The sequence below is a fragment of the Lacibacter sp. MH-610 genome, assembly GCF_045780045.1.
Taxonomy (GTDB): Bacteria; Bacteroidota; Bacteroidia; order Chitinophagales; family Chitinophagaceae; genus Lacibacter.
Map to the genome: position 1 here is coordinate 494375 of NZ_CP116002.1, position 26118 is coordinate 520492.

The following is a 26118-nucleotide window of genomic DNA, read 5'->3' on the forward strand; positions in this document are numbered from 1 at the left end:
TTTTAAACAGTTCTTGTTATCTCATCACTATGAATACAAAAGTCATTCGTTTACTTCGCAAAACAGGTATTGCAGAAGGTATTTCCTTTTTAGTATTGCTGTTAATTGCCATGCCGCTCAAGTATATATGGGACTGGCCGCTGGCCGTTAAGTATGTGGGTTGGGCGCATGGTCTGTTGTTTGTGAGCTATGTAGCATTGGCTTATTATGCTAAAGAAATCTACAACTGGCCTTTTTCTAAATTCATCAAAGCATTTATTGCAGCGTGGTTACCACTGGGCACTTTTGTGTTTGATAAGCAGTTGAAAAAGGAAGAGGCGATATTGGAAGCAAAAGCTTGATTAATACTTAAACTTTTCAGGATGCACTTCTTCCCATCCTGTATTTAACTGCAAAGCTCTTCCCACACTTAATAAATTAGCTTCGCCATACAGATTGCCGAGTAAAGTAATACTGGTAGGTAAACCTTGTCTGGTAAATCCTGTGGGCATACACAGTGCAGGATGACCGGTTAAGTTGGTAATCGCTAATTGACTTCCTGCATAGGTAGGTGTAATCACCACATCCACATTTGCAAAAAACTCCTGCATTTTTTTCATCAACAAATAACGATGCCGTTGTGCATTTACATATTCCGCCGCAGGAATAAAACGTGCGGCTCTGAAATAATTCGGCCAGTCATTTCGGTTTTGCCGTGTAAGTTGGTCATCCAGGTTGGTTCTTGTAAGTTCATCAAATGCCGCTGCAGCTTCTGATGCGAGTGTGATGCCCACAATGTCATAAGGATAGGCTGCTGTATCAGGAAAATTCACCGGAATTAACTGCACACCCATTTGCTCAAATGCTTTGAGTACTTTCCATTCATTAGCACTTGTATCTTTTATCCGATCAAAGAAATTTTTTGCGTAACCGATGCGGAGTTTTTTTATATCTGTTTTTGCTGAATAGTTGAACGGCCTGTTTACTGCGCCGGGATCTTTACCATCAGTTCCTTTGATGTAATAAAATACTACGGCTGCATCTTCTGCACTGCGGCAGATAGGACCTGTTTTATCCAGGCTCCAGCAAAGGGTCATTCCTCCGCTGCGGCTTACTGCACCAAAAGTTGGGCGTAACCCGGTTGCTCCATTTGTATGTGAAGGTGAAACAATCGAACCCAATGTTTCTGTGCCGATGGCAAAAGGAACCAAGCCTGCAACCGTAGCACTGGCGCTACCTGCTGAGGAGCCTGAGGAGCCAAAGTTTTGATTCCATGGATTTTTAGTGCGGCCACCAAACCACCAATCGCCTTGCGCCAAGGCACCTAAGGTGAATTTTGCAACCAATACTGCACCTGCTTCTTTCAGCTTTGTATACACATAAGCATCTTCATCAATCACCTGATCTTTGTAAGGTGCAGCACCCCATGTTGTTTTTGTTCCTTTTACGGCAAACAAATCTTTTAAGCCGTAAGGCATACCATGCAGTGGTCCACGATAATTACCTGCTGCAATTTCTGCATCGGCAGCACGTGCCTGTTGCATTGCCATATCTTCTGTAATACTGATAACACATTGCAAGGTGTCGCCCCATTTTTTAATACGGTCAATAAAAAATTGTGTGAGCTCAACGGAAGTGATCTTTTTGCTTTTGATAAGTGCTGCTAATTGCAGCACAGAATAAAATGCCAGGTCGTTTTTATTAGAAGGCATGGAAACATTCTTTGGCAGTTCCCATTTCACCGGCTTCTGCACTGTTTCAAATTGCATACCCGGTAACACCGGGCTTTGCCATAAACTCATCGGCACACTGTTCTCTAACTTTAATGGGTAACGACGTTTGTATTGTGCATTCCGCTGAAGAATGGTGAAGTACATACTGTCAATTTCGGCTGCAGTAAAGTTGATGGAAAATAATTTGCCGGCTGTTTGAATATCAGTTCTGCTGATGGTATCTGTTTGCTGTGCTGCTGAAATAATTGCTGCTGTGACGAATAAAAGGAATAAACTAATTTTTCTCATGCGTTTGAATTGGGACAGAAAGCTACAGAAAAGTACAACAGCATCATCAGCTAGTTGATGAACGGAATTTCACCCACACATAATCATCCAGCAGCATATTGTTTTTGATCACTGCTTTTTTACGGATGCATTCCATCTCAAATCCGTTTTTTTCCAACACCCGCATGCTGGCCTTGTTGGTTTCAAACACTTCTGCATAAATACGATTGACATGCGGATAACCTTTCCAAATAACATCACACATTAAAGCAATGGCTTTTGTAGCAATCCCTTTGCCCCAATAAGGTTCGCCCAGCCAGTAACCGATTTCCATATTATTCCGGTACACATCTGTTTTGGGAACCATACCGATGCTGCCGGCAAACTGCCCATCCGCTTCAATCACAAAATTGAGTGCGGGGGTGATACCAACATTCAGCGCCAGCCACTCTTTCGCCTCTTTTGTAGTATAAGGGTGCGGGAAATAATCCCTTACCTGGTCCCATATCTTTTTGTTATTTGCTAATTGTACTAATGGCTCCAGGTCCTTAGAAAGCCATGATCGTAAAACTGTTTGCATACTTAAAAATACGTTGCCCTTTTGTAAACCTCCCTAAAACAGAAAGCCCCGCAATTGCGGGGCTTTCTTCAGAGTAAAATTTCTTCCATCAAGGTAAATACATTTTTAGGTTTTAGATTAGGGTTCGGATGGAAAAGATTTTTTAAGGATTTCAGATTTTACATTTGTTTTTCAGGATTTTGAATCTGTTTTCATGGAACAATGGATCATTGATTTGTTCAAAGGAATTCAGATTTTATTTAATACCCATCCTGCATCATTTTGCAAAACGGGAGTGTAAAGATGAAAATTTGTAATAGATAAAACAATGTATTTTAACAGGTATTAGTACCTGTATGTTTACTAGTGTTTTTACCAAGAAAAAAGCCGCCCCTTTGCAGGAAACGGCTTTGATACTTACAAACAAACCCGAAGTTTACGATGCAGAAGCCGCACCGCTTTGAATTTCTTTTATCTTTTCACGGATCTTTCCTTCAATTTCATCGGCCAATCCCTGGTTATCTGTGAGCAATGTTTTTACTGCTTCTCTTCCCTGGCCCAATTTATCGCCATTATAACTAAACCAGCTTCCGCTCTTTTGCACAATACCCAGTTCTACACCCATATCAATAATTTCACCGGTTTTGCTGATGCCTTCACCAAAGATGATGTCAAACTCAGCAGCTTTAAACGGAGGTGCTACTTTGTTCTTCACCACTTTTACTTTTACACGGTTACCAACGGCCTCATCACCATCTTTAATCTGGCTCATACGGCGGATATCCAAACGTACTGATGCATAAAACTTCAACGCATTACCACCGGTGGTGGTTTCAGGGTTACCAAACATCACCCCGATTTTTTCACGCAACTGGTTAATGAAAATGCAAATGGTGTTTGTTTTATTAATCGTAGCCGTGAGTTTACGCAAGGCCTGGCTCATTAAGCGAGCCTGCAAGCCCATTTTACTGTCACCCATTTCACCTTCCAGTTCACCTTTTGGTACAAGCGCTGCCACAGAGTCAATTACCACCACATCCAATGCACCACTTAAGATTAAACGGTCAGCAATTTCCAAAGCTTGTTCACCATAATCAGGTTGTGAAATCAAAAGATTATCTACATCTACACCTAATTTTTGAGCATAGCTGCTGTCAAACGCATGCTCCGCATCAATGATGGCACAGATACCACCTTTCTTTTGTGCTTCTGCAATAATATGTGTAGCGATGGTTGTTTTACCGCTGCTTTCAGGTCCGTAAATCTCTACAATACGGCCACGGGGCACACCACCAATTCCCAGCGCCACATCTAATCCAATGGAACCGGTACTCACTACTTCAATTTCATGAATACCTTTTTCATTCATCATCATCACACTGCCCTTGCCGAAGTCTTTATCAATCTTGTCAATAGTGAGCTTTAACGCTTTGAGTTTTTCGTTGCTCTCCTTGCTTGTGTCTTTGTTCATTGTTTTCTTTGGTTTCTCCAAAGTTAATAGCTCTTCCATATCGGGTTTGTTTTTGTTTGCAACTAATTTGTTTAGCAAGATTAAAACTAAAACTTTTATAAACCAAATCTTTTAGCAAAAACTTTTTTGGACCGGCACATTCGCCCAAAAATTGTACAGGGCCTGAACCTTGTGCCTCGATTCTTGTGCCTTGTTCTTTTGTTTTATTGGGGCTTTCACCTCTGGTCTTTTTATCAGCACCTGTACCCCGCCCGTCTTCAATGGCACGCAAAACAAGAGCGTGCCATTTACGCCTAAGCGGGGCAGCCCGTGAGCAGCACTGCATCTTTCAGCAGATTTTTAACAGTATCCGGTTGTCCACAACTGTTTAGCGTTTAACTTTGTGGTTCAATCAAACATTTGTTATATGAAGCATCTTTTAAATGTTGCCATTCTTCTTTTTGTGGGAACCATCGCTTTTGCACAAAGTCCTAAACCTGCTGAAAAAGGAGTTACCTATGGCGCAGGTACGACCAACGAAAACACAATTGCCATTACTGAAATGGAAAAGAAAGTGGCGGCTGATAATAAGTTTGAAGGGAAAGTAGTAGGTAAAGTAACAGAAGTATGCCAGGAAAAAGGCTGCTGGATGAAAGTAGATAAAGGCAATGGTGAAACCCTGATGGTGAAGTTTAAAAACTACGGTTTTTTTATGCCTAAGAATATTGTGGGACAAACAGTGGTGCTGGAAGGTGAAGCCGTGATAAAAGAAGTAAGTGTAAAACAACAAAAGCACTATGCAGAAGATGCCGGCAAGAGTAAAGAAGAAATTGAAAAAATAAAAGAACCCAAGAAAGAAACACAGTTTGTGGCTAAAGGAGTATTGGTATTATAATCAGCAACTTTTTATTATAAAAAACCCGCTTTATTACAAAGCGGTTTTTTTAATTGGTTAATGTTTTATTGTTTGATGATGCTTCTGCTGGTCATTTCATCATTTACCCACAATTGTAATGTATAAGCAGCCGGTATTGCACCGTTCAAGGCTTTTAACTCTTCCCGCCACACACCATTGATTTTTTGTTTGGCAGATTGATAAATGATTCTGCCATCTGCACTTACAATCCTGTATTGAACTTCTTTTACCGTATTCAACTTCAATTGAAGAATGGCGCTTTGTGTAACAGGATTGGGACTGATTGAAAATTCTTCCAGCCCTTCAATTGAAGCTACAGGAGTAGTTCCGTTCATCAGGTTGTTTACATCAATCCGTACGGCCGGCAAATCAGGATAAAAAGTATTACCCGGGCATTGCGTGGCACACCCGTCTCTATGACCGGAAATATTATTGAGTGTTAGATTACTGTTTGCATGAAAAGCTGTGGCAAGTGCATTAATGTTTCGTTCACAGGCTTTCCATGCAAGTAATTGTGCCAGGGTGTTTCTTGCAGCCGTTGTTACGGTAATATTTGTATAATCACCCAGCATGCAAACACCCATGGTGCCACCGTTAGTGCCGCAAAAGTGAGCGCCTGTTATATTATCAGTACTGCTTCGGTAACGTCCTTCATATAAAACACCATTCGGTGCTATCAGCCAGTTATAACCAATATCAGAATAACCATTGGTACCGGTATGTTGGTTCCAGATAGCTAATACAACCGCACCCCAGTCTGATGAACTATTGGTACCTGCGGCATGATGTACTATTAAATGTGTAACCGTTGTGGTGGATGGACTCCACACCTGTGTGCAACCCCATCCTGCTCTGTTTACAAATGAAGGTTGCGGTAAACTGCAGGCCGTTGTTCGGTTCGTAGTTGTGTTGCTGTTATTGGCTATTCTTCCGGCTGGAGCAATGGATTTACCCGGACTGAAAAAGTTGAGAAAGATTTGCTGAATACTGTTTCCCTTTTTATGGAGATTGCTGCTAATATTCAACTCATAATACCGGAACGAAGGGTCTAATTCCATGAGTTGCGATACAAAGGAGAAATTTGTTTTTTCATAGTGCTCATCAGTAGTAATGGTTTTCCAATCTGTCCAGTTGCGTTTGTCTGTTGAAAAACGGATCCGGATGCGACTGTTACCTGCTTCATCATCTACTTCATCCCAACCACAGGAAAAAGATAAGAACGGGCTAATGTCTTTTAACAGCAGTTGCTGTGGAGCAAAGCGGTATTCCACAGGTTGATCTTTATCCACAACTGTTCTGGCTGTACTATGTACATTGGTTGTTTGCACCAGCCTCAGATTAGATGTTAACGGTTGCTGAAAGTGAAATAACTCACGGTAGGTTTCGCTGTTTAGTTCCTGTGCAGGGAGTGAAAGATGTAAAAAAAGAAAAAAGGGTAAAAGCAGCTTCATACCAACAGTTTTGGTTAAGATAAGATGATTTTTACAAACGGCTTGCACAGACCTTTTTCTTTTTCTACCTTCTGCGTTCAAAAAAACTTTTCATTATGCGGAAACTCTTATTCATCCTTGCAGCAAGTGTAGTACTGGCTGCCTGTAAAAACGAAACCAAAGCTCCACGGGAAGTAAAACAGTACACCATTGAACAGTTCTTTCAAACTGAAAGTATTGGTGGCGGTTCTTTCAACAAAGACGAAAGCAAAGTGTTGGTAAACAGCAATCGGAGCAAAATCTTTAATGTGTATGAATTAAACCTGGCCGATACTTCATTGACTGCTAAAACCAATTCAACCGTTGAATCTTTTTTTGCTGTTGACTATGTTCCGGGCACGGATCATTTTTTATACAGTGCCGATAAGGGTGGTAATGAGAATGATCATATCTATTTACAAAAGACAGAAGGAACAGTAAAAGATTTAACACCCGGTGAAAAAGAAAAAGCGAATTTCTATGGCTGGACAAGGGATAAAAAAACGATGTATTACGGAAGCAACGTACGCAACCCCCAGTTTTTTGATCTGTACAAAATGGATACATCCGACTGGGCACCTAAAATGCTTTATAAGAATGACAGCGGTCTGGATGTGAACAGTATTTCTTACAATGAACGTTATATTGTTCTTACAAGATCTGTAACAACCGATCGTAATGAAATGTATTTATTTGATGCACAAACAAAAATCACTAAAAAGTTATCTACTGACAGTTTGGGTGATGCTACCTACAATGCCGCCGGCTTTGAACTCAATGATGAATATCTCTATTACATCACCACTGAAGGCAATGATTTTTCCTATATCGTGAAATACAAACTGGCCGATGGTACCAAAGAAAAATTCTTCAGCACCAACTGGGATGTGAATTATATGTTCATCAGCGAAAACGGAAAGTATCATGTAATTGGTATCAACGAAGATGCAAGAGATAAAGTATTGTTGTTTGATCATGCAAGTGGAAAAGAAATTGAAATGCCGAAGCTTGAAAACGGTTATATCGGTGGTGTTACAATTTCGCCCAGCGAAACAAAAATGCTTTTAACGGTAGTGAGCGACCGCAGCAGCGCCAATAAATTTCTTTACAACCTGGAAACGAAAGAACTCAAACAACTCACCAAAACTCTTACACCTGAAATTAACAGCGATGATTTGGTGGACGCTGAGATTGTTCGGTTTAAATCATTTGATGGGTTGGAAATTCCGGCCGTGTACTACAAGCCCCACAATGCATCTTCTTCCAACAAAGTACCGGCATTGATCTGGGTGCATGGTGGTCCCGGCGGACAAAGCCGTGCAGGTTATAACACTTCTATTCAATATTTTGTCAATCACGGTTATGCAATTCTTGCGGTGAACAACCGTGGCAGCAGTGGTTATGGCAAAGCATTTTATAAAATGGACAATCAGAATCATGGTGATAAGGATCTGAAAGATTGTGTGTGGGGTAAAAAGTGGCTGGCAGAGCAGGAGTATATTGATACCGCTAAGATTGGTATTTACGGCGGTAGCTATGGCGGCTTTATGAGCCTGGCCGGCATTATTCAATACCCCAATGAGTTTGCAGTAGGCGTTGATGTATTTGGTGTGGCCAACTGGATGCGTACACTCAAAAGCATTCCTCCCTATTGGGAAAGTTTCCGTAAAGCATTATATGATGAAATGGGTGATCCCAACACGGCTGACTCCGTTCGTTTAAAAAACATTTCACCTTTGTATAATACAGAAAAAATCAAAACGCCTTTATTGGTATTGCAGGGTGCTAATGACCCACGTGTGTTGCAGGTGGAAAGTGATGAAATAGTTGCAGGCGCCAAAAAGAACGGTACACCTGTTGAGTATGTATTGTTTCCTGATGAAGGACACGGATTTGTGAAAAAAGAAAATCAAATCAAATCAGCGAATGAAACCTTAAAGTTCTTAGATAAGTATCTGAAGAAAGAAGAACCGAAAGGAAAGTTGAATTAAAATAAAAGGCCGCTTACTTGAAGCGGCCTTTTTATTATAACTTTTCGTACAAAGCTCTCAGCTTCTCTCTCGTCATAATTTTTTCCCAGTCTTTTCCCAAGGCGTTTTCCCAAAGCGGTTTCATACCGAGTGATACATTCATCATGGTTTCAAATTGTTCATCACTCAAGCCTTTACAGATGCCTTGCGGAATTTCATAACCGCCTTTCTCCACCATGCGTTTAAATTCAGCTACACCTGTTGGGTAATATTCTTCGAGGTGATTCATTACAATACAATTGCCGATACCATGCTTGGTGCCCAGCAAATAGCTCAAGCCATAACTCACTGCATGCGCCACGCCCACCTGTGAATACGCAATGCTCATACCACCTGCATACGAAGCCATCATCAGTTTATCATCACACTCATCATCCCAAACATCTTTTTCCAGGAAGATATAACGACAAAGTTCCAATGCTTTTTCACCATAGCTTTTGCTGAACTCATTTAAATAAGTTCCTTCCAAACTTTCAATGCAATGGATATAACAATCCATTCCTGTATAAAAACGCTGATTGCCCGGCGCATTCTTGCACAACTCGGGGTCTAATACAATTTGATTGAATGGTGTAAAATCAGAATTCATTCCGAGTTTTCTTGTGGGGCCTGTTAATACTGTTGTTCTGCTCACTTCAGCACCGGTGCCGCTCAAAGTTGGAATGCCCACTTTATAAACACCGGGCTGTTTTACTAAATCCCAGCCTTGATAATCTGCACTTGAGCCGCTATTATTCATCATCAATGAAACAGCTTTCGCCAGATCCATTGTGGAACCGCCACCAATACCAATAACACCGCTCACTGTGCCATATTTTTCTTTGAGTTGATTGGCCAATGCATCTACATAGGTCGTCTTTGGTTCATATGTAACATCCGCAAAAATGATTTCATCATTGCCACGCAACGGCACACGGCTTGCCAATGGGTTGCCTTCAAAAAAATGATCTACTAAGAAAATCATGGGTGCATCTGCTTTACGATGCGGTGCAATGATTTCATCTAACTGGTTAAAACAACCACGACCATACACCACATAATCCACCATTTTAAAATTGCGGAACTGCATATAAGAATTATTCATTTGATAAATAGTTGTTCGCCTTTTCCATATCCTCCGGTGTATCAATCTCCACACCCATATAATCTGTTACCACCATCTTCAACGGAATACCATGTTCTAAATAACGGAGACATTCAATTTTTTCTGCCGCTTCTAATGGTGTCATTTCCCATTGGGTAAATTGCATCAATGCTTCTTTACGAAATGCATATACACCAATATGCTCATAATAAACCGGTGTAACCTTTTTATCACGGTGATACGGAACAACACTCCGGGAAAACATCAGTGAATTCATGTTTAAATCCACCGCTACTTTTACATAGTTTGGGTCAGCTATATGCTCCGGATGATCCAACACCTGCATGAGTGATGCTACCTGCACCTGTTCATCTTCAAATACATTCAACAGTTTCTCAAGCGGCTCCCGTTTTACAAACGGTGTATCGCCCTGTATATTTAAAATCACATCCACATCCATATGGGCTGCTGCTTCTGCAATACGGTCGCTGCCGCTCTCATGTTCCTTTACACTCATCACCGCTTTGCCGCCATTAGAAATAATCTCATGAAAGATCACATCGCTATCTGTTACCACTATCACTTCATTAAATAAACCGGTGGCAACAGTATTATCATAAGTATGACGGATAATAGTTTTACCCTGCAACTGCTGCATGAGCTTTGCAGGAAAACGAGTGGCTGCATAACGGGCCGGTATCATGGCAATTTTCTTCATTCAATTAGTTTTAAACCGCTAAGGCACTAAGACCACGAAGTAATAAAATTCAAAGCCACCTCTCCTTTTTCCTCTGTGCACTCCGTCTCTCTGTGTTTAAAAATGAATTTACTTCACCGCTTCCGCTGCAAGTTCTTTCAACTTTGCACAACGCTCAGCAAATTGTTCATCCGTCCAACCAAGATTGATGGGGGTGCTCACACATCTGCTCATCACGGCATCACTCTGCGGGAATGGTGCATTGACGATCTGTTTTACTTTTTCAATCGTCTCCGGCGGAAATTTATTCAGCAGTACAGCATTCTTCAAATGATCCCACTTGCGGATGTAATGCCAGTTATTATTGTACCAATAAAAAATACCGGGCAGTTTTGCTTCACTGCACAATGCAACAAATTTTTGCGTTTGTGCTTCTGTTTCAAAAAAGAACGAAAGGAAAGAACAGGTATCACCGCTTTCATCGGGCACAATTCTAAAACTCAATCCATTAACATCGCTCAATGCATTCTTTAATTGCTTATGACGACTGCGTTGTACTTCCAGCACTTTATCCAGGCGTTTGATCTGTGCCAGGCCAACTGCCGCATGCAGTTCAGATATTCTGAAGTTATAACCGATGAACGGATGCAGATCAGCACCACGATCCACACCTAAATGATCATGACCATGATCGCTGTAGCCATCACTTTTTATAAATACATCTTTATTATTCGTCATCACCACACCACCTTCACCGCAGGTCATAATCTTTACAAAATCAAAACTGAAGGTCCCTGCATCGCCAATTGTACCCAAATGTTTTCCTTTGTAAGTGCCGCCGATACTTTGACACGCATCTTCCAGTAAAATCAAATTGTGTTTTTGACAGATGGCTTTGAGTTCATCCATATAACTCATGCTGCCGCACATATGCACGGGCATGATCATTTTTGTTCTGGGAGTGATGTTACGTTCCACTGCTTTGGGGTCCAGCGTTAAACTTTCATCCACATCTGTGAGCACAGGAATCGCACCAACGGATAACACCGCTTCAAAGCTTGCCACAAACGTAAACGTAGGCATGATCACTTCATCACCATAACCAATGCCGAGTGCTGCCATTGCAGTTGTGAGCGCTGCTGTACCACTGCTCACCAGTTGTGCATACTCACAGCCGAAGTAGCTGCATATCTCTTTTTCAAGTTCCTTACTCTTCCACATGCCTTTGCGCTGTGCATCAAAACCATAACGCATAAGGATGCCTGTTTCCAGCACATCATTTACTTCTTTGCGTTCTTCGGCGCCAAACCATTCGTATCCGGGCATAAAATAAAATTTCGGCAAAAATAAAGAGCCCCGCCTGAATGCGGGGCTCTTTATTAAAGTTCTGAGGAATTTATTTATTAGAGGACATTAGAAATCAAATTGGCCCCACTCTGTGCTTTCATCTTACTCTGTATGAAAAAAGGCACACAGAGGACACAGGGTGCACAGAGAAAAACAGTACTTTTCGGATTTACTCTGTGTTCTCTTCTTTCCTCTGTGTGAGACTACTTGGCTTTATTCATTTCAAGCAATACAGTTACTTCCACTTCTTTACCCACAACCAGTCCACCGGCTTCTGTAGCACGGTCCCATTTGAGGTTGTAGTCAAAACGATTGATGGTAGTTGTAGCTTTAAAACCGGCTTTATCACCACGTGTGCTGGTAGCAACACCGCCAAACTTTACATCAAACTTTACGCTCTTGGTTACATCACGAATGGTAAGGTCGCCTACCAGTTCATATTTGTTATTACCAAGTGGTTTGAATGATTTACCAACAAATGTTGCTGTTGGAAATTTTTCAGCATTAAAGAAATCATCGCTCTTTAAATGCTTGTCACGGTTTTCATTGTCTGTATTGATAGAGTTGATATCAACGCTGAAGTTGATCTTCGCATCACTCAGATCTGCTTTGGTATGCTCAATAGATCCGTCAAAAATTTTGAAAGAACCTTCAGTTTCAGAAACCACCATATGTGTTACTGTGAACTTGAGGTTGGAATGACTTTTGTCTAAAACCCATTTAGTGGGAGTTTGTGTTGCAGGAGCAACAACTGTGTTTTTTTGTTGAGGTAAGAAAGCTGAAAGGGTAGCGATTCCGGCACCGGCCATCAGCACAAATAATAATTGTTTCATTGTTCAATTGATTTAGGACGCAAAGATGCGGAATTATATGTACGTACATGCAATCAGGGTGTTAAAAAAATTTAAACGACTGCCTGAGCGGGAAAAAACGGGGTCTGAACAGGAAACCGCAACTGAAACCGGTTTTCCGGCTCAATGCTTTCTGTTGTACCTGGTATAAAATCACCAGTTTGTGTGATAGGATAACTTGCCGGACCGTTTAATTTTGCATCATCATCCACCAACCTTATCATCATGAAATCAAAACAGGTACTTTCCGGTTCAAGAGCCGTTAAAAAACCTTCGTTAAAAAAAGCTACCGTTAAAAGCCCCCATCAGCCACAGCAGTTCTGGCAGGCAGTGGCGATGGTAGCAATGTTTGAGCTCAAGCACAGGCGGCAGATTATTGAGACGGAATTCTACCGGAAATAATATTCAGCTATAGTTATTCCTGCTTCTTTCGTGCTGTCGCCACCCATCAAAAACATTTTGCGGCTCGCCTTGGTTTTCTCAACTTCATGGCCTTAAAACCAATTGTAATGAGAAGACTCTTTCTGTTGTGCCTGCTCGGCATGAGCATTACTGCACAGGCACAGGTAAAGCTGGAACAATTTAAAAACATGAAACCCCGCAACATCGGCCCGGCCGGTATGAGCGGACGTGTTACAGCCATTGATGCTATTTATTCGAATCCGGAAATCATTTTTGTAGGCGCTGCCAGCGGCGGCGTTTGGAAAACAGATAATGGCGGTGCTAACTGGAAACCTTTGTTTGATGAGCAACCGCTCATTAACATTGGTGCACTGAAAGTTCAGCAAAGCAATCCTTCTGTAATCTGGGTGGGCACGGGCGAAGGTAATCCCCGCAACTCTTTGAACTTAGGTGAGGGTATTTTTAAAACCCTCGACGGTGGTAAAACATGGAAGCGCATGGGTCTTGAAAAAACAAGAAACATCCACCGCATCATCATCGACCCCACCAATCCCAACACCGTGTATGCAGCTGCTATCGGTAACCCTTATGGTATTCATCCGGATCGTGGTGTGTACAAAACCACCAACGGCGGCGAAACATGGGAGCGTATTCTCTACACCAATGATACCAGCGGTTGTGCAGAGCTCATCATGGATCCTTCCAATCCCAATAAACTCATTGCCAATATGTGGCAGCACCAGCGCAAGCCATGGAACTTTAACAGCGGTGGCCCCGGCGGTGGAATTTACATTACTGTTGATGGCGGTAAAAACTGGAAGAAGCTGAGCAAAGAAGATGGACTGCCTGCAGATCCAATTGGTCGTTGCGGTTTGGCATTTGCTCCTTCACGTCCAAACATTGTGTATGCAAAAGTAGAAGCCACCAAAAATGGTTTTTATAAAAGTGAAGACGGTGGTTTTACCTGGAAGCTGGTGAACAGTGATCCGGCACAGGTAACAGATCGTCCGTTTTACTATAATGAAATTTATGTGGATCCCAAAAATGAAAACCGCATTTATGATATTCACTCCACAGTTACATTAAGTGAAGATGGCGGTAAATCATTCACAACGTTGATTCCTTATAACGGTATTCACCCGGATCATCATGCATGGTGGATTCATCCTACCAATGAAAACTTAATCATTGAAGGAAATGATGGAGGTATTGGCATCAGTAAAGACCGTGGTTATACCTGGCGCTTTGATGAGCAGTTGCCTTTTGGTCAGTTCTATCATATCAATGTTGATAATGAACTTCCCTACAACGTTATGGGTGGTTTGCAGGATAATGGTAGCTGGCGTGGTCCTGCGTATACATGGATCGATGGCGGTATCCGCAACTATTATTGGGAAAGTTTATGGGGTGGTGATGGTTTTGATGTAGTGCCTGATCCTAACGACAGCAAATGGGTGTATGCCATGAGCCAGGGCGGAAGTGTGGGACGTTATAATATCACAACAGGTCAACAGGAGTTTATCCGTCCACCGGCACCTGAAGCAAGAAAGAAAATGCGCTTTAACTGGAACAGTGGTATTGCACTCGATCCGTTTGATAAGAACACCGTTTATTACGGCAGTCAGTTCTTACATAGAAGTAAGGACCGTGGTACAACATGGGAAATCATTTCTCCTGATTTAACGACCAACAATCCGGACTATCAAAAAGAAGAAACTGGCGGCTTAACATTGGATATTACAGGCGCTGAAAATCATACAACGATTCTTGCTATTGCACCTTCTGCTCTCAACCGCAATGTGATTTGGGTGGGTACGGATGATGGCAATGTGCAGCTCACACAGGATGGCGGTAAAACATGGACCAACTTCCGTGGTAAGATCACAGGTATGAACACCGGTGCGTGGATTACACAGGTACATGCCAGTCGCTACAATGAAGGCGAAGCATTTGTAGTAAGCAATGATTACCGTCGTGGTGATTTTGCCATTACTATTTTCCGCACAAAAGATTTTGGAAAGACATGGGAAAATATTTTAGCGAATAAAGGATTGAAAGGTTATGCATTGTGTATGATCCAGGATCCTGCAGAACCCAATTTGATTTTTGTAGGCACAGAACATGGACTGTGGGTGAGCTTTGACAATGCCAAAAGTTTTCAGCAATGGAAAAACGGTTATCCTTCTGTATCAACTTATGACTTAGCTATTCAAGAGCGTGAAGCTGATTTAGCTATTGCAACGTTTGGTCGTGCCTTGTGGATTTTGGATGATATCCGTCCGCTGCGTGCTGTAGCCAAAGCTAACGGCGCCAGCCAGGCGAATAAAATAAAAGTGTTTGATGCTCCAACTGCTTACCAGGCCAATTACCGTAACGCACCCGGTTATGAGTGGAGCACCTGGGGTTTGTATGAAGGTGAAAACAGGAGAAGAGGTGCCATGGTTTCCTTCTTTGTAAATCATGCGGCAGATACCAGCAAAGCAAAAGCAGATAGTGCCATGGTGAAAATATTTGATGAAGCAGGTAAGCAACTCCGTTCGTTCAAAGTAAAAGCTGATAGTGGCTTTAACCGTATGTACTGGAACTTTGATACCAAAGGAAGCCGCCAGCCCGGCAGTCCTAAACCAAGACCCGGTGCTGCAGAGCAAGGTGGCGGATGGCCTGTTTATCCCGGCACTTATAAAATGGTAGTAACATTGGGTAAAGCCAGTGACTCTACGATGATTAAAGTGGAAGGCGACCCACGAGCACCTATGACGAAAGAAGTTTATGAGGCCAAAAAGAAAATGGCTGACAGATGGCAGGCAATCGCCGATAAGTTAACTGCAGCATTGGATAAAATTGCAGATGCCGAAGAAACCTTAACAAAGATGGATGCACAGTTGCGTGGTGTGGAAGGTAAAGAAGCTGATAGCTTGCGTAATGAAGCCAAGAAGATCCGTGATGAAATCAAGAAGATCCGTGAAAGCATCAGCGGCCGCAGTGCAGAAAACAGGCAGGGCATTACCCGTTTTGCTGATATCACTACACAAAGCATTTTATTCAATGCACGTGGTGAGATTGGTAACAAACTCGCTGCGCCTACTGCACAAACGGAACGTTTGATGAGTGAAGCAGAAACAGCCGTGAATGAAAGTGTAACCCGAATTAATGAATTTATGACTACGAAATGGGCGGCGTACAGAAAGCTGGTGGAGAGTATGCCGGTGAAGTTGTTTAAGGACTGAGCAAGGAGTTAGAAAGAGTAAAAAGAGTAAAGGAGAGCCGCTGCAGATTGCAGCGGCTCTATTGTTTTGGAGAAAGTAATGTTCTTTTAATTACTCCGTTTGTTTAAATTTATGTTGATTATTAAGTGTTTTTAAGCCAAAATATTACGCAAAGCAAGGCGTTGTATGTCACCCTAAACAGCATCCTACTTAAATTCAAACTAACATGACTTTACCACCCGACCCCACTCTATTTTTAGCACATTGCAAGGCACACAACGCCGACACACAAAAGCCAACCTTGCAAAGAGCTAAAAATCCCAACACAAAGCCTACCCACCCCCGCTTACGGAATTCTTATCAACTTGACTTTAGAATATCATCTTAAATCAACTATCAACAAAACCCCAGTGGTTGATGCAATCATCCTTTAAGGAATAAATTTTTAGATAACCCTGTTCAACATTCAATTTCTTTTCCTTACTTTGCGAAGTAACTATCATAAATTGACACTTACTTCATAAAATGGCAAAACAATACTATAAGGCTGTTTACTTCAGCGACTATCCTTCAGAAGATTCAAAAGATAAATCCGTGACACTTGCCTTTAGTGAACCAGAAGCTCCTTACTATACTAAGGTCAAAGACATGACAACTCAAGAAATTAAGGAGCTAATTGGAATAAAAACTTATAAACAGCTTTCCGTATTTGCTGACAAACAAGAACGGTCAATTAACCAAGTTGTAAAGCGACTGATAAAACAAAACTTATCAGAAGTTGACCAAGTCAATGGCATGACTAAAAAAGATGTAACTTTTGTAAAAAGCAAAGACACTCCTTTTCAAAGATGGTATCCTTATATTGAAGGCTATTCAACCGACTTTGTAAAATCGCTTATCAAGAACTTTGACATCAAAGACACTTTAATTTACGAACCATTTGCAGGGACGGGCACGACTCTTTTTGCAGCAGATGATGAAGGACTCTCAACAGTTTACTCAGAGGTAAACCCTTTGCTGCAATATCTCATTCAGACAAAAACAAGAGTTCTCAAAGCAAAAGAAGCTCAAAGAAAAAAACTCTACGACAACTTGAATGATATTTCTCAAACGTTAATTCAATCACTCGACAAATTTGAAGAAGATAAATCGTTGAAGGAAGCATACAAAGCACTATTTGCTGATAGTGAATATTTTTCTGCCGAAAAACTTTCCGAAATCCTCAAGCTACGTTCCTATATTGACATTGTAAAATTGGAGGATGAATTACTTGCAGACACTTTAACCATTGCTGTTTTGTCTTGCTTATTACCAGTTTCTCATCTAAAGAAAGCAGGTGACGTGAGATTTAAAACAGAAAAGGAACTTGAAAAAGAGTTTACAACCTTTGAAGAAATACTGCCTCAAAAAATTGCTGATATAGCTGAAGATGTTTTAAATTTCAATTTCACCCTGAAAACAAACCACGAATTAATTTTAGCCAACGCTAAAAATATCAGCAGAATTAACGACCTGAAAATTGGGGCAGTCATTACAAGTCCACCATATTTGAACGGAACAAACTATTTCAGAAATACAAAAGTAGAATTGTGGTTTCTCCGCTATTTACAATTTGAAAATGATTTACGCTTTTTTAGAGACCAGGCTTTAACGAGCGGTATTAACGATGTTAAGAAGGAATATGCTTATGTAAATGGTTTGGACATTTCTTCAAAAAGTAAAATCCTTAAGTTAACGTTGCTGGAGTTGCACAAAAAAGCATACGATTCACGAATTCCAATAATGGCGAAGAGTTACTTTGAAGAAATGTATCGGATATTCAGCGACTGTAAGGAACACTTAAGCAACAATGCAAAAATCTTAATTGACATCGGTGATTCTATTTTTTGTGGAGTTCATATTAACACAGATGAAATCCTAATTGAACTTCTGACAGAACTTGGTTTCAAATTGATTGACAACAAAATTCTGAGAAAGAGAAGGTCAAGGAACAAAGAAGTTTTGACACAATCACTTCTTGCATTTCAATACAATTACAAAAATGGTAAGCACATCAATGGTAACACTCCGACAATTTGGAGAAAGAATTGGAATCATTTTAAAACTGTTGTTCCCCATCAACAAGAACCGTATTCAAGTCGTAACTGGGGACACAACAATCATTCGCTTTGTTCATATCAAGGGAAACTGAAACCCGCCATTGCCCATCATTTGGTTGAAACATTTGTTCCTGCAAACGGCTCAATGCTTGACCCATTCGCAGGAGTAGGAACAATTCCTTTTGAAGCAGCATTGGCAGGAAAAGCTTCTTTCGGCATTGATATTAGTTTACCAGCTTACTACATTTCTTATGCAAAGGTGACTGCACCGCAAGCAAACGAAAGTCATAGCTACATAAATTCTTTAAAGCAGTTCATTAAGAGAAACAAATGCACGAAGGAAGAATTGAATGAGGCGAATACTTTCGGTTTCAACAAAACACTTGCAGAATACTACGAAGAAACAACACTGAAAGAAATTTTACTTGCAAGAAGATTTGTGAAAGAAAATTATCCGAAAACTCCAAGCGAAATGTTGGTAGTAGCTTCATTACTACACATTCTTCATGGCAACCGACCCTACGCATTAAGCCGACGTTCACACCCTATTGTGCCTTATGCACCAACAGGAGAATTTGAATATAAGAATTTAGTTAATAAACTGACAGAGAAAGTTGACAGGGCAATCAATGAAGAATTACCAATAAATTTTCGCAACGGAAAAATCTTCAATCAGGACACAACAATCATTTGGCCACAGGAAATAAATAATCTTGATGCAGTAATCACTTCGCCGCCCTTCTTCGATAGCACAAGATTCTATTTGGCAAACTGGATTCGCATTTGGTTTTCAGGATGGTCAGAAAAAGATTTCAAATTTCAGGTCAACAATTTTGTTGAAGAAAAACAGAAAAAGGATTTTGCCATTTATGAAAGCATATTTCGCCAGTCAAAGGAGCGATTGAAGAAAGACGGAGTTTGCGTTTTGCATTTAGGTAAGAGTGCAAAATGTGACATGGCGAAAGAGTTACAGAAAATTAGTAAGCGATGGTTTAAGACTGCCGACTTGTTTGATGAAAGTGTTGAGCATTGCGAATCACATGGAATACGGGACAAAGGCACTGTTACTTCACATCAATATTTAGTTTTAATATAACTTTTACTTCTTTAAATATTCATCTGCCTTGGCAATATGAACCGGAGAAATAATTTTAGAATGTTTAAAGAAATCAAACCCAGTTTCTTTTAATAAGCGATTGCGTAGCTTTATTATTTCATCCATGTAAGCACTATATTTTGTTAGCATGGCATCAACAACATCTGAGTTTTTCAGATTATCTAAAGCATCTGGATTATAAAAAGCTTTTCCTTGCAGGATGTCGTAATCAATACCTGTAATAACAGAGAGCTTTTTTAACTCTGTAGGATTATAATATTCAGACGGCCACTTTCCTGATTTCTCTCCGTTATGGTCTCTGCATAAAAGCGTAGCATTATCAGTGCTTAAAGGGAAAAGATAATAAATGGGAAGAGTATGGTCTAATGGCCTTTCAATCGCTGATTTGACGGTGCTCAAATCTTTCCCACATTTAAAACATTTGTATCCAAAACGCTCATGTATTGTTTTACTATCAATTTTGTGTTGTCCAGACAAATCCAGATACATTCTTCTTTTTTGAGCCGCCTCTCGGTGCTGGTCAGAAATTCTGGATTGATTTTTTATAGAATTATAAACTCCTTTACATAATCTACATTCTCCCTGCCTACCTGATGCACGGGCAGAGTGTTTATCAAAAAGATAGGTTGGTTTAATTGTATTGCAGACAATACAATACTTATATTCTTGAGCTTCGTTAATATAATCGTCATGAAGAATTGCAAATTCACCTTCCTCAATTATCTTGTTTTCTTTGGTGTTTTCTAGTTTATAGTCATAAAACTTTGTTTCCTCACCAGATTTGAATTTAAACTGACAAACAGGGCATTCAATTTCAAATTCCTCATTAATTTCATCTTTTCTGACAAACAGGAAGTTTTTACAGCTACTCCTGAGGCATTGAAAGCCTTTAAAGAGCACATCTCCCATGCCCTTAATGTGAGCTTCTCTAATTTGATTCTCTTTTAAGACTTTTGTATAGGGGCTTCTTCTTGACATTTTCTTTATGAATGACAGTAACATAATCTGCCGAAAATACAACTTTATTAAAAAATGGTCGACGCACCAAGCCAGGCACATTTGCAAGGCGCACAAAGGCGACACACAAAGCCACCCTTGCAAAAGAGCCTGTCTTGTTCCTACGCTTCCGGGACACACCCTGCTTCGGTGGACACATACTCTCAATTCAAAACACCAAGACGAAGGGCGAACATACAAAAGGGAGTTTGCTGCTATGCTGGCAGACGAATATATTCTCAGCTTCATATCGCTATCAGCCCATATCCGGCTGACCGAATTCTATCAGCTTTTGTTGATATCTTCATCATCAGTTTTTCAATCAGCTGCGGCTCCGGGCTGGACATTATAAAATACCAGCACAGCAGCAAGCTCTTACCGTTGCTTTCATTATAATTCCAATTTTAAGTATGGCAGACGATTTAATAAAAATATTAATTGACAAGGGGCTTTTAAGTATTATGCTGCTTATCGCCGGATATTGGGTTAGCAAGTACCTGGAGATAAATAAGCAGACTAATGAACTTCGAAATAAATTAAAGGAAAATAACCGTGAAAAAATTCTAAACGCAATTGAAAAGCAGCTTTCTTTATTTTACTATCCCATTTATTTCAGACTTCAAAAGGATAATGCACTTTGGGAGCTATCGCCCCGGTTATCTGATGATCCCAATAGCCTCCCTATAGATACTAATGATATCATTGAAAGTGAGTATATACTAAAAAATCATCGTGAAATTGTATCAGTAATTGAGAATAACATTCACTTTGTAGAAGTTGACGAAGAATTGCAACTAACAATTAATGCCTATCTTAAGCATATTGCGGTTTATGAAACAATTCGTAAAATTGATGCATTAAAAAGTTATAACCCTATTGACTTCAATGCTCCGTATCCTGAATTATTCGAAAATGTCATTAAAGCGAGAATGACAAAGCTGCAACAAAAAAACAACGACTTGCTTCAGCAGGTCTAAAGAATATGCCAAAACTCAGGGGCTAAAAACCTCCTTACTCTTCCCCCGGCTCCCACAATTGAATCTTATTTCCCTCAACATCCATGATATGTACAAACTTGCCGTAAGGATAAGTTACAATGTCATCCAGTACAGTTACACCTTCAGCTTTTAATTGCTCCACCAGTGCACTAATGTTTTCAACACGGTAATTAATCATGAACTCTTTAGCTGAGGGTTCAAACATTTTTACTTTTTCCGTAAATGTATTCCAGGCAGTAGAACCTTTTTTGGAAGGATCCTCTGCATCACGCCACTCAAAATTGGCGCCCCACTTTCCCGCATCTATTCCTAAGTGGGTATGATACCATTCTTTTACTTTTTCGGGGTCTTTGCATTTAAAGAACACCCCACCGATTCCTGTAACCTTTTTCATATTGTTGTTTTAAATATTATAAAATCAAATTGCAGGTCATCAGGCAATGGCCGCCTGTTTGCGTTTTAAGATGAGGGCTGTAATCAAGGATACGATCAACCCCACCGGTAAAATTTCCATATAGCTGAACATGGCAAAGAAAAAAGGGTTCTTGTACATTTCTTTGTAGGAGTTCATTTGCTCAATGGTTTTTTGTAACTCCGCAGGTGTTCCGCTTGTTTTTGCATTTTCAATCATGGCGGCAGCGTATTTCTCCATAAAATCCGGCATATAATAATGATGTACAAAAGCCCAGGTAATCACATACATGGTGGAAGCGATCAACGAAATAAACAAACCCATTAAAAAGGCTTTACCAAAACTGATGACCCCTGCATTTTGTTTGTCACGGAAATTTTTAACCGCCACAAAAATGAGGGAGAAGGCAATGAGCATACTCAGGTAGCCCACCACCATGGAACCGGTGCCGGCTTCCAGCTCCGGGTGTTTGGACATATAGATCATGCTAAAGGCCATAATGGTTGAAGCAACCACGCCGGAAATCAAACCAAAAACCAAAACATTCTTTTTCATATTTTTTGTTTTAGGGTGTAAAGATGCTGCGGCAAAAGAGCAAGGGCCTCATACCAAAGTATGAAATACCGTTTGCAAGTACAAATTCATACGAAAGGAGGAGGAAGAATAGCACACAGAGCTAATGGGAGAACACTGAGGAAAAGGCTAACGGCAATAATAGGATCATTTTTCAATCAATCAACATCAACTGTCTTGCTTTTTCAATAGCCTGTGTGCGGCGTTTTACATCCAGCTTAAAAAACAAATTAGACGTATGTGTTTTTACGGTGGGGAGTGAAAGAAACAAGCGGTCGGCTATTTCCTGGTTGCTCAGCCCCTGTGCCATTAGTTGCAACACTTCCAGTTCCCGGCTGCTGAGGCCCAGCTTTTGTTTTTCTGTTTCAATGGCCAGCAGTTCTTCATCTGTCCATACTTTTTCATACACGGGTTTTTCAACAATCACCGTTTCAATTTTTGTTTTCGGCCTCATGAGTTTGAGCGCCAGCCAGATGCCCAGGCCGGTAAAAATCAATGCAATAAATAGCAGGTATAATTCATAAGCATGGTTGAGCAACAGCAGCTTATACTGCAACACCTGCAACAGTATCAGCAGTGCTACCAGGGCAGCAGCGTAGAGAAGAACCTGTTTGTATTGATGCCGGAAGCGGAACATGACGCTAAAAATACTGCTTTCTGCAAAACGTAAAAAAGGGTTGCTTAGAAAAGCAACCCGCATCACAATCACTACTTATTAAACAACTTATTTTTTTACCACTTTGCCGCTTCCATTGATGCGTGCATTTACAGCCGGAGTTCCTTTGTAATACACATCACCGCTGCCATCAATCCGCACGTCCAGCAATTCACTCACGGTAAGTTCTGTGTTACCACTACCACTTACTTTAACAGTTGCTTTTTTGCACTGCAATCCAAAATTTCTTACATCGCCACTGCCGGAAATATGAATATCAGCTTCCTCTACTACGGCATTGTTGATGCTCACATTGCCGGAGCCATTAATCTCAACACTGAAGAAATCAGTGCCGGTAAACGGGCCATCAATTATAAAATCACCGCTGCCGTCTACACGCACTCCTTTTAAGGAAGGCAGGGTAATAATTGCTTTTGACTTGCCTTTGGTAACCCAAACATTGCGTTTGTAACCAACACGTAGTTCATCGCCACTCAATGATGTTTCTACTTCATTTACCAGGTTTTCATAATCACTTACGGTTACCCTGAAACTGCTGCCCTGTATCAAAGTAATATCTGTTATACCTGTAATTTTTACCCGGGAAAAACCGGAAACAGTACGTTCTTGTGTTACTATATCACCCTTTCCATGAATGATCTCTTTTTTGCAGGATGTAAATACGATTGAAATAAAGACAAGTAATGTTGCTGAAAATTTAATTGTGTTCATAACTGATTATTTTTTGATGATAAAATGGTTTTTTAAAATTCAATTTTGTAATTCAGAACAGGAATCAATCCATTTTGGTGAATAGTAATGACTTCCTGTTTCAACGGATCATAAAAGCGACCGAAGACATTTAAACGATTGGTTGCGTTTTGCAGATCGAGCGAAAGAGTACTGGTTAATTTTTTACGGTTCCATTTCATGCTCAACTTCAGATCAGTACGATAGTAAGCGGGCACCTGTAACGTGAATGCATCTTTTTCAACATACTTAGCGGCACCGGCTGCTTTTGATCTTTCAATATCAATAGGTGTCTCTCTGAAACCACCCTGGTACACTAATTTGATGTTGATACCAAATGTGCGGCGCTGATTGGCAGCGATAAATTCCTTTCCTGCCACCAGGTTGCTTACAAAGCCACCATTAAACCTGGTATTACGCTCTATTCCATCCAGCGCTGTGTATTTGGATTGATAGAATGAGTTGCTGAACATGTAATAGAAATGATTGCTCAGGTATTTTTCCAGGGAGATCTCCAAACCATAGTTGTGTCCTTTGCCTTTGTTCACTAAAGCATCTGTTACAAAACCATCAATGATGTTGAGTGTGGAGAAAGTGCTGGTATCACTGTTGGCCACAGGAACATTGCTGAGTTGCTGGTAATACAATTCTGTACGCAACTTTAAATTTTTACCCAGCAGGTACTGGTGCGATAATACATAATGCTGAGATTGTGTAAAACCTAAATTCTTATTCGGTTGTTGTGTATTGCCTGAAGCATCATTTACCTGTGCAAAGTATACGCCCAATCCCTGCACCTGGCTATGCAAACCATACCCGGCAGAAAGTGAATGTTTATTGTTGATATCCCATTTTACAGAGGCTCTTGGTTCAACAACACTTTTATTGTTGAGCAATAGTTGCAGGTAATGAAGACCACCGTTCAAGGTAAGTTTATTGGTAGGCTTGTACTGCCATTGTGCATACGACTGAACAGTGTAGGTATTACCGGTATGATTGATACGATCCAGTAAAGGCTCATCACGTTCTTCTTTTGACCGTTGATAATAGTTGTATGCAATCCTGTTAACAATCACTCCTGCACGGAACGAACTCCTGGTGCTGAATTTATGATTGAGCATACTGTTGAAGCCCCACCTCCCCGTTCCGTATTTTTCATTACTCCACTGCTCAACAATGGATTTTGTTTTGGCGTAATCCAGTTCAAAGGTTGCTTCTACTTTTGAGTAACTGATGGCCGACTTTAATGTAGTACTGCTTCCCAAACGAATGGTGTGTGTAACTGCATTCATATATGTTTTACCACTGTAAGTAAAACGGAAACGATCGCTTTCGTTTTTCCACTCCGTTGTATCTTCTAAAAATTTACTCGCTTGTGAACTCAAACCGCCAAAACCAAACAGTGTGAATGTGCCGGCTTTATTCGCAGGTAAATAAATATTATAAGACAGGTCCTGGAAGTTAGTAGGAGAGCCATTAGGTATAACACCCAGCTTGTTCAAAATATTTAATGTTGAATATCGATAGTTGATGAGATAAGAACCTTTATAATTTTTTTTGAAAGGTCCTTCTGCAGAAACATTCAGACCGAGCACACCGGCCTGGAATGCAAATTCTCTGCGCTCATTATTTCCTTTCCGCAATTTGAGATCAAACACACCACTCAATGCATTGCCATATTCAGCAGCAAAAGCACCGGTGAGAAAATCTGAGTTGGCCAGTAACTGTGAACTGAGAATCGAAATACCGCCGCCACTACCTGCAGCATTGCTGAAGTGATTGGGATTGGGAATATCAATGCCTTCCATACGCCATAACAAACCGGATGGTGAATTACCACGAATCACAATATTGTTATTACCATCATCAGCCGAAACAACCCCGGCAAAATTGGTGGCCATACGCAAAGGATCATTTACCGAAGCTGCGTAACGCTGTGTTTCTTCAACCGTAAATGCCCTTGCACTCACGAGGCTCAATTCATTGATGGGTTTGTTCTTGCGTTTGTCACCTTTAATAATGATTTCTGATTGTTCTTTAACAATGGATTCAACAGGAATGGTCAATACTAATTCTTTGCCTGCATTCACCGTAAGATTGGCAACTACTGCCTCTTTAAAACTTACATGTGTGATCCTGATGGTGTGCGTACCTACGGGCACATTTAAGAACCGGAAATTACCGAGACTATCAGTGAGTACAGACTTATTACCCAAGAGTGTAACGGTAGCTCCCGCAACAGGTGTTTGTAAAACAGTTTCATTAACCGTACCACGAATGGTTTGTGTAAACTGTGTGAAACCGATTGCTTTAATAAAAGTGAAAATGATGATAAGGAAAAACTTTCCCCGGTTGTTTGTCATGATAAGAGTTTCTTGAATAACAACTCAACGAACCCTTACCCTTATGCCTGCAATATTTTTTTTGAATGAAAACCTGTTAAAGACTGTTAACAAAACGGAACTGTATTTGATTAAAAGAAACGTGTTTTACTATTAAAATATTAATTCAATTCGTTTAAGCAGCCT

Annotated in this window: 22 protein-coding genes; 7 read left to right on the plus strand and 15 right to left on the minus strand. The window is 40.6% G+C overall.

Translation table 11 applies throughout. The annotated features are described in order from the left end of the window. The first annotated feature begins 29 nt into the window (after window positions 1-29). Complete coding sequence (locus PDL71_RS02235; protein ID WP_407524722.1) at window positions 30-341, plus strand: DUF3817 domain-containing protein; 312 nt, start codon at window positions 30-32, stop codon at window positions 339-341. Here PDL71_RS02235 and PDL71_RS02240 read toward each other — a convergent pair whose 3' ends face one another. From PDL71_RS02240 to PDL71_RS02255, 4 genes are all read right to left on the minus strand, one after another. Further along, window positions 342-2000 carry an amidase gene (locus PDL71_RS02240; protein WP_407524724.1) on the minus strand — a complete coding sequence of 553 codons (1659 nt, stop codon included), beginning with the start codon at window positions 1998-2000 and terminating at the stop codon, window positions 342-344. It abuts the gene before it with no gap. A gap of 46 nt (window positions 2001-2046) precedes the next feature. Continuing rightward, complete coding sequence (locus PDL71_RS02245; RefSeq protein WP_407524726.1) at window positions 2047-2559, minus strand: GNAT family N-acetyltransferase; 513 nt, start codon at window positions 2557-2559, stop codon at window positions 2047-2049. Window positions 2560-2974: 415 nt separating this feature from the next. Continuing rightward, a complete protein-coding gene (gene recA, locus PDL71_RS02250; protein WP_407524728.1) occupies window positions 2975-4009 on the minus strand; it encodes a recombinase RecA in 1035 nt (344 codons plus the stop codon). Next, window positions 3948-4280 (minus strand): hypothetical protein, encoded by a 333-nt coding sequence (locus PDL71_RS02255; RefSeq protein ID WP_407524730.1) that lies wholly within the window; start codon window positions 4278-4280, stop codon window positions 3948-3950. The genes recA and PDL71_RS02255 overlap by 62 nt, the downstream gene beginning before the upstream one ends. 135 nt (window positions 4281-4415) lie before the next feature. On the opposite strand from PDL71_RS02255, the gene PDL71_RS02260 reads away from it, so the two are divergent. Continuing rightward, window positions 4416-4883, plus strand: a complete 468-nt coding sequence (locus PDL71_RS02260; RefSeq protein WP_407524732.1) for a DUF4920 domain-containing protein — start codon at window positions 4416-4418, stop codon at window positions 4881-4883. Window positions 4884-4948: 65 nt separating this feature from the next. Here PDL71_RS02260 and PDL71_RS02265 read toward each other — a convergent pair whose 3' ends face one another. Further along, window positions 4949-6355 carry an N-acetylmuramoyl-L-alanine amidase gene (locus PDL71_RS02265; protein WP_407524734.1) on the minus strand — a complete coding sequence of 469 codons (1407 nt, stop codon included), beginning with the start codon at window positions 6353-6355 and terminating at the stop codon, window positions 4949-4951. A 95-nt stretch (window positions 6356-6450) separates the two neighbouring features. Between PDL71_RS02265 and PDL71_RS02270 the strand changes: the two genes are divergently transcribed. After that, window positions 6451-8364 (plus strand): prolyl oligopeptidase family serine peptidase, encoded by a 1914-nt coding sequence (locus PDL71_RS02270; RefSeq protein WP_407524736.1) that lies wholly within the window; start codon window positions 6451-6453, stop codon window positions 8362-8364. Between the two features lie 34 nt (window positions 8365-8398). On the opposite strand, the gene PDL71_RS02275 is transcribed toward PDL71_RS02270, so the two are convergent. From PDL71_RS02275 to PDL71_RS02290, 4 genes are all read right to left on the minus strand, one after another. Continuing rightward, window positions 8399-9487 (minus strand): iron-containing alcohol dehydrogenase family protein, encoded by a 1089-nt coding sequence (locus PDL71_RS02275; RefSeq protein ID WP_407524738.1) that lies wholly within the window; start codon window positions 9485-9487, stop codon window positions 8399-8401. Beyond that, window positions 9480-10205: a 3-deoxy-manno-octulosonate cytidylyltransferase gene (gene kdsB, locus PDL71_RS02280; RefSeq protein WP_407524740.1), complete on the minus strand. Its 726-nt coding sequence runs from the start codon at window positions 10203-10205 to the stop codon at window positions 9480-9482. The genes PDL71_RS02275 and kdsB overlap by 8 nt, the downstream gene beginning before the upstream one ends. A gap of 108 nt (window positions 10206-10313) precedes the next feature. Continuing rightward, window positions 10314-11510 (minus strand): DegT/DnrJ/EryC1/StrS family aminotransferase, encoded by a 1197-nt coding sequence (locus PDL71_RS02285; protein WP_407524742.1) that lies wholly within the window; start codon window positions 11508-11510, stop codon window positions 10314-10316. Window positions 11511-11734: 224 nt separating this feature from the next. After that, entirely contained in the window at window positions 11735-12364 is a 630-nt protein-coding gene (locus PDL71_RS02290; RefSeq protein WP_407524744.1) for a YceI family protein, read from the minus strand. Window positions 12365-12607: 243 nt separating this feature from the next. On the opposite strand from PDL71_RS02290, the gene PDL71_RS02295 reads away from it, so the two are divergent. From PDL71_RS02295 to PDL71_RS02305, 3 genes are all read left to right on the plus strand, one after another. Next, the gene (locus tag PDL71_RS02295) at window positions 12608-12784 is read left to right on the plus strand and encodes a hypothetical protein (RefSeq protein ID WP_407524746.1); all 177 of its coding nucleotides are present in this window, start codon (window positions 12608-12610) and stop codon (window positions 12782-12784) included. 107 nt (window positions 12785-12891) lie between these two features. Beyond that, entirely contained in the window at window positions 12892-16011 is a 3120-nt protein-coding gene (locus PDL71_RS02300) for a VPS10 domain-containing protein (RefSeq protein ID WP_407524748.1), read from the plus strand. Window positions 16012-16515: 504 nt separating this feature from the next. Continuing rightward, window positions 16516-19185 carry a DNA methyltransferase gene (locus PDL71_RS02305; RefSeq protein ID WP_407524750.1) on the plus strand — a complete coding sequence of 890 codons (2670 nt, stop codon included), beginning with the start codon at window positions 16516-16518 and terminating at the stop codon, window positions 19183-19185. A 3-nt stretch (window positions 19186-19188) separates the two neighbouring features. On the opposite strand, the gene PDL71_RS02310 is transcribed toward PDL71_RS02305, so the two are convergent. Further along, a complete protein-coding gene (locus PDL71_RS02310) occupies window positions 19189-20184 on the minus strand; it encodes a hypothetical protein (RefSeq protein WP_407524752.1) in 996 nt (331 codons plus the stop codon). A gap of 428 nt (window positions 20185-20612) precedes the next feature. Here PDL71_RS02310 and PDL71_RS02315 point away from each other — a divergent pair, with 428 nt between their 5' ends. Beyond that, window positions 20613-21179, plus strand: coding sequence for a hypothetical protein (locus PDL71_RS02315; protein WP_407524754.1), 567 nt, complete (start codon window positions 20613-20615; stop codon window positions 21177-21179). 34 nt (window positions 21180-21213) lie between these two features. Here PDL71_RS02315 and PDL71_RS02320 read toward each other — a convergent pair whose 3' ends face one another. The 5 genes from PDL71_RS02320 to PDL71_RS02340 all read right to left on the minus strand — a co-directional run bounded on the left by PDL71_RS02320 (window position 21214) and on the right by PDL71_RS02340 (window position 25953). Then, the gene (locus PDL71_RS02320) at window positions 21214-21594 is read right to left on the minus strand and encodes a VOC family protein (protein WP_407524756.1); all 381 of its coding nucleotides are present in this window, start codon (window positions 21592-21594) and stop codon (window positions 21214-21216) included. Window positions 21595-21633: 39 nt separating this feature from the next. After that, the gene (locus PDL71_RS02325; protein WP_407524758.1) at window positions 21634-22167 is read right to left on the minus strand and encodes a DUF4199 domain-containing protein; all 534 of its coding nucleotides are present in this window, start codon (window positions 22165-22167) and stop codon (window positions 21634-21636) included. A gap of 172 nt (window positions 22168-22339) precedes the next feature. Beyond that, entirely contained in the window at window positions 22340-22822 is a 483-nt protein-coding gene (locus PDL71_RS02330; protein ID WP_407524760.1) for a response regulator transcription factor, read from the minus strand. Window positions 22823-22909: 87 nt separating this feature from the next. Continuing rightward, a complete protein-coding gene (locus PDL71_RS02335; RefSeq protein WP_407524762.1) occupies window positions 22910-23572 on the minus strand; it encodes a head GIN domain-containing protein in 663 nt (220 codons plus the stop codon). 32 nt (window positions 23573-23604) lie between these two features. Then, entirely contained in the window at window positions 23605-25953 is a 2349-nt protein-coding gene (locus PDL71_RS02340) for a TonB-dependent receptor domain-containing protein (RefSeq protein WP_407524764.1), read from the minus strand. Between the last annotated feature and the right edge of the window lie 165 nt (window positions 25954-26118).

What these genes read in the sequence shown, in the direction of transcription:
- PDL71_RS02235 (WP_407524722.1), top strand. Translation starts at nt 30, where the DNA reads ATGAATACAAAAGTCATTCGTTTACTTCGCAAAACAGGTATTGCAGAA.
- PDL71_RS02290 (WP_407524744.1), bottom strand. Translation starts at nt 12,364, where the DNA reads ATGAAACAATTATTATTTGTGCTGATGGCCGGTGCCGGAATCGCTACC.
- PDL71_RS02245 (WP_407524726.1), bottom strand. Translation starts at nt 2,559, where the DNA reads ATGCAAACAGTTTTACGATCATGGCTTTCTAAGGACCTGGAGCCATTA.
- PDL71_RS02330 (WP_407524760.1), bottom strand. Translation starts at nt 22,822, where the DNA reads ATGTTCCGCTTCCGGCATCAATACAAACAGGTTCTTCTCTACGCTGCT.
- PDL71_RS02315 (WP_407524754.1), top strand. Translation starts at nt 20,613, where the DNA reads ATGGCAGACGATTTAATAAAAATATTAATTGACAAGGGGCTTTTAAGT.
- PDL71_RS02260 (WP_407524732.1), top strand. Translation starts at nt 4,416, where the DNA reads ATGAAGCATCTTTTAAATGTTGCCATTCTTCTTTTTGTGGGAACCATC.
- recA (WP_407524728.1), bottom strand. Translation starts at nt 4,009, where the DNA reads ATGAACAAAGACACAAGCAAGGAGAGCAACGAAAAACTCAAAGCGTTA.
- PDL71_RS02285 (WP_407524742.1), bottom strand. Translation starts at nt 11,510, where the DNA reads ATGCCCGGATACGAATGGTTTGGCGCCGAAGAACGCAAAGAAGTAAAT.
- PDL71_RS02335 (WP_407524762.1), bottom strand. Translation starts at nt 23,572, where the DNA reads ATGAACACAATTAAATTTTCAGCAACATTACTTGTCTTTATTTCAATC.
- PDL71_RS02320 (WP_407524756.1), bottom strand. Translation starts at nt 21,594, where the DNA reads ATGAAAAAGGTTACAGGAATCGGTGGGGTGTTCTTTAAATGCAAAGAC.
- kdsB (WP_407524740.1), bottom strand. Translation starts at nt 10,205, where the DNA reads ATGAAGAAAATTGCCATGATACCGGCCCGTTATGCAGCCACTCGTTTT.
- PDL71_RS02325 (WP_407524758.1), bottom strand. Translation starts at nt 22,167, where the DNA reads ATGAAAAAGAATGTTTTGGTTTTTGGTTTGATTTCCGGCGTGGTTGCT.
- PDL71_RS02240 (WP_407524724.1), bottom strand. Translation starts at nt 2,000, where the DNA reads ATGAGAAAAATTAGTTTATTCCTTTTATTCGTCACAGCAGCAATTATT.
- PDL71_RS02340 (WP_407524764.1), bottom strand. Translation starts at nt 25,953, where the DNA reads ATGACAAACAACCGGGGAAAGTTTTTCCTTATCATCATTTTCACTTTT.
- PDL71_RS02265 (WP_407524734.1), bottom strand. Translation starts at nt 6,355, where the DNA reads ATGAAGCTGCTTTTACCCTTTTTTCTTTTTTTACATCTTTCACTCCCT.
- PDL71_RS02270 (WP_407524736.1), top strand. Translation starts at nt 6,451, where the DNA reads ATGCGGAAACTCTTATTCATCCTTGCAGCAAGTGTAGTACTGGCTGCC.
- PDL71_RS02310 (WP_407524752.1), bottom strand. Translation starts at nt 20,184, where the DNA reads ATGTCAAGAAGAAGCCCCTATACAAAAGTCTTAAAAGAGAATCAAATT.
- PDL71_RS02305 (WP_407524750.1), top strand. Translation starts at nt 16,516, where the DNA reads ATGGCAAAACAATACTATAAGGCTGTTTACTTCAGCGACTATCCTTCA.
- PDL71_RS02300 (WP_407524748.1), top strand. Translation starts at nt 12,892, where the DNA reads ATGAGAAGACTCTTTCTGTTGTGCCTGCTCGGCATGAGCATTACTGCA.
- PDL71_RS02275 (WP_407524738.1), bottom strand. Translation starts at nt 9,487, where the DNA reads ATGAATAATTCTTATATGCAGTTCCGCAATTTTAAAATGGTGGATTAT.
- PDL71_RS02295 (WP_407524746.1), top strand. Translation starts at nt 12,608, where the DNA reads ATGAAATCAAAACAGGTACTTTCCGGTTCAAGAGCCGTTAAAAAACCT.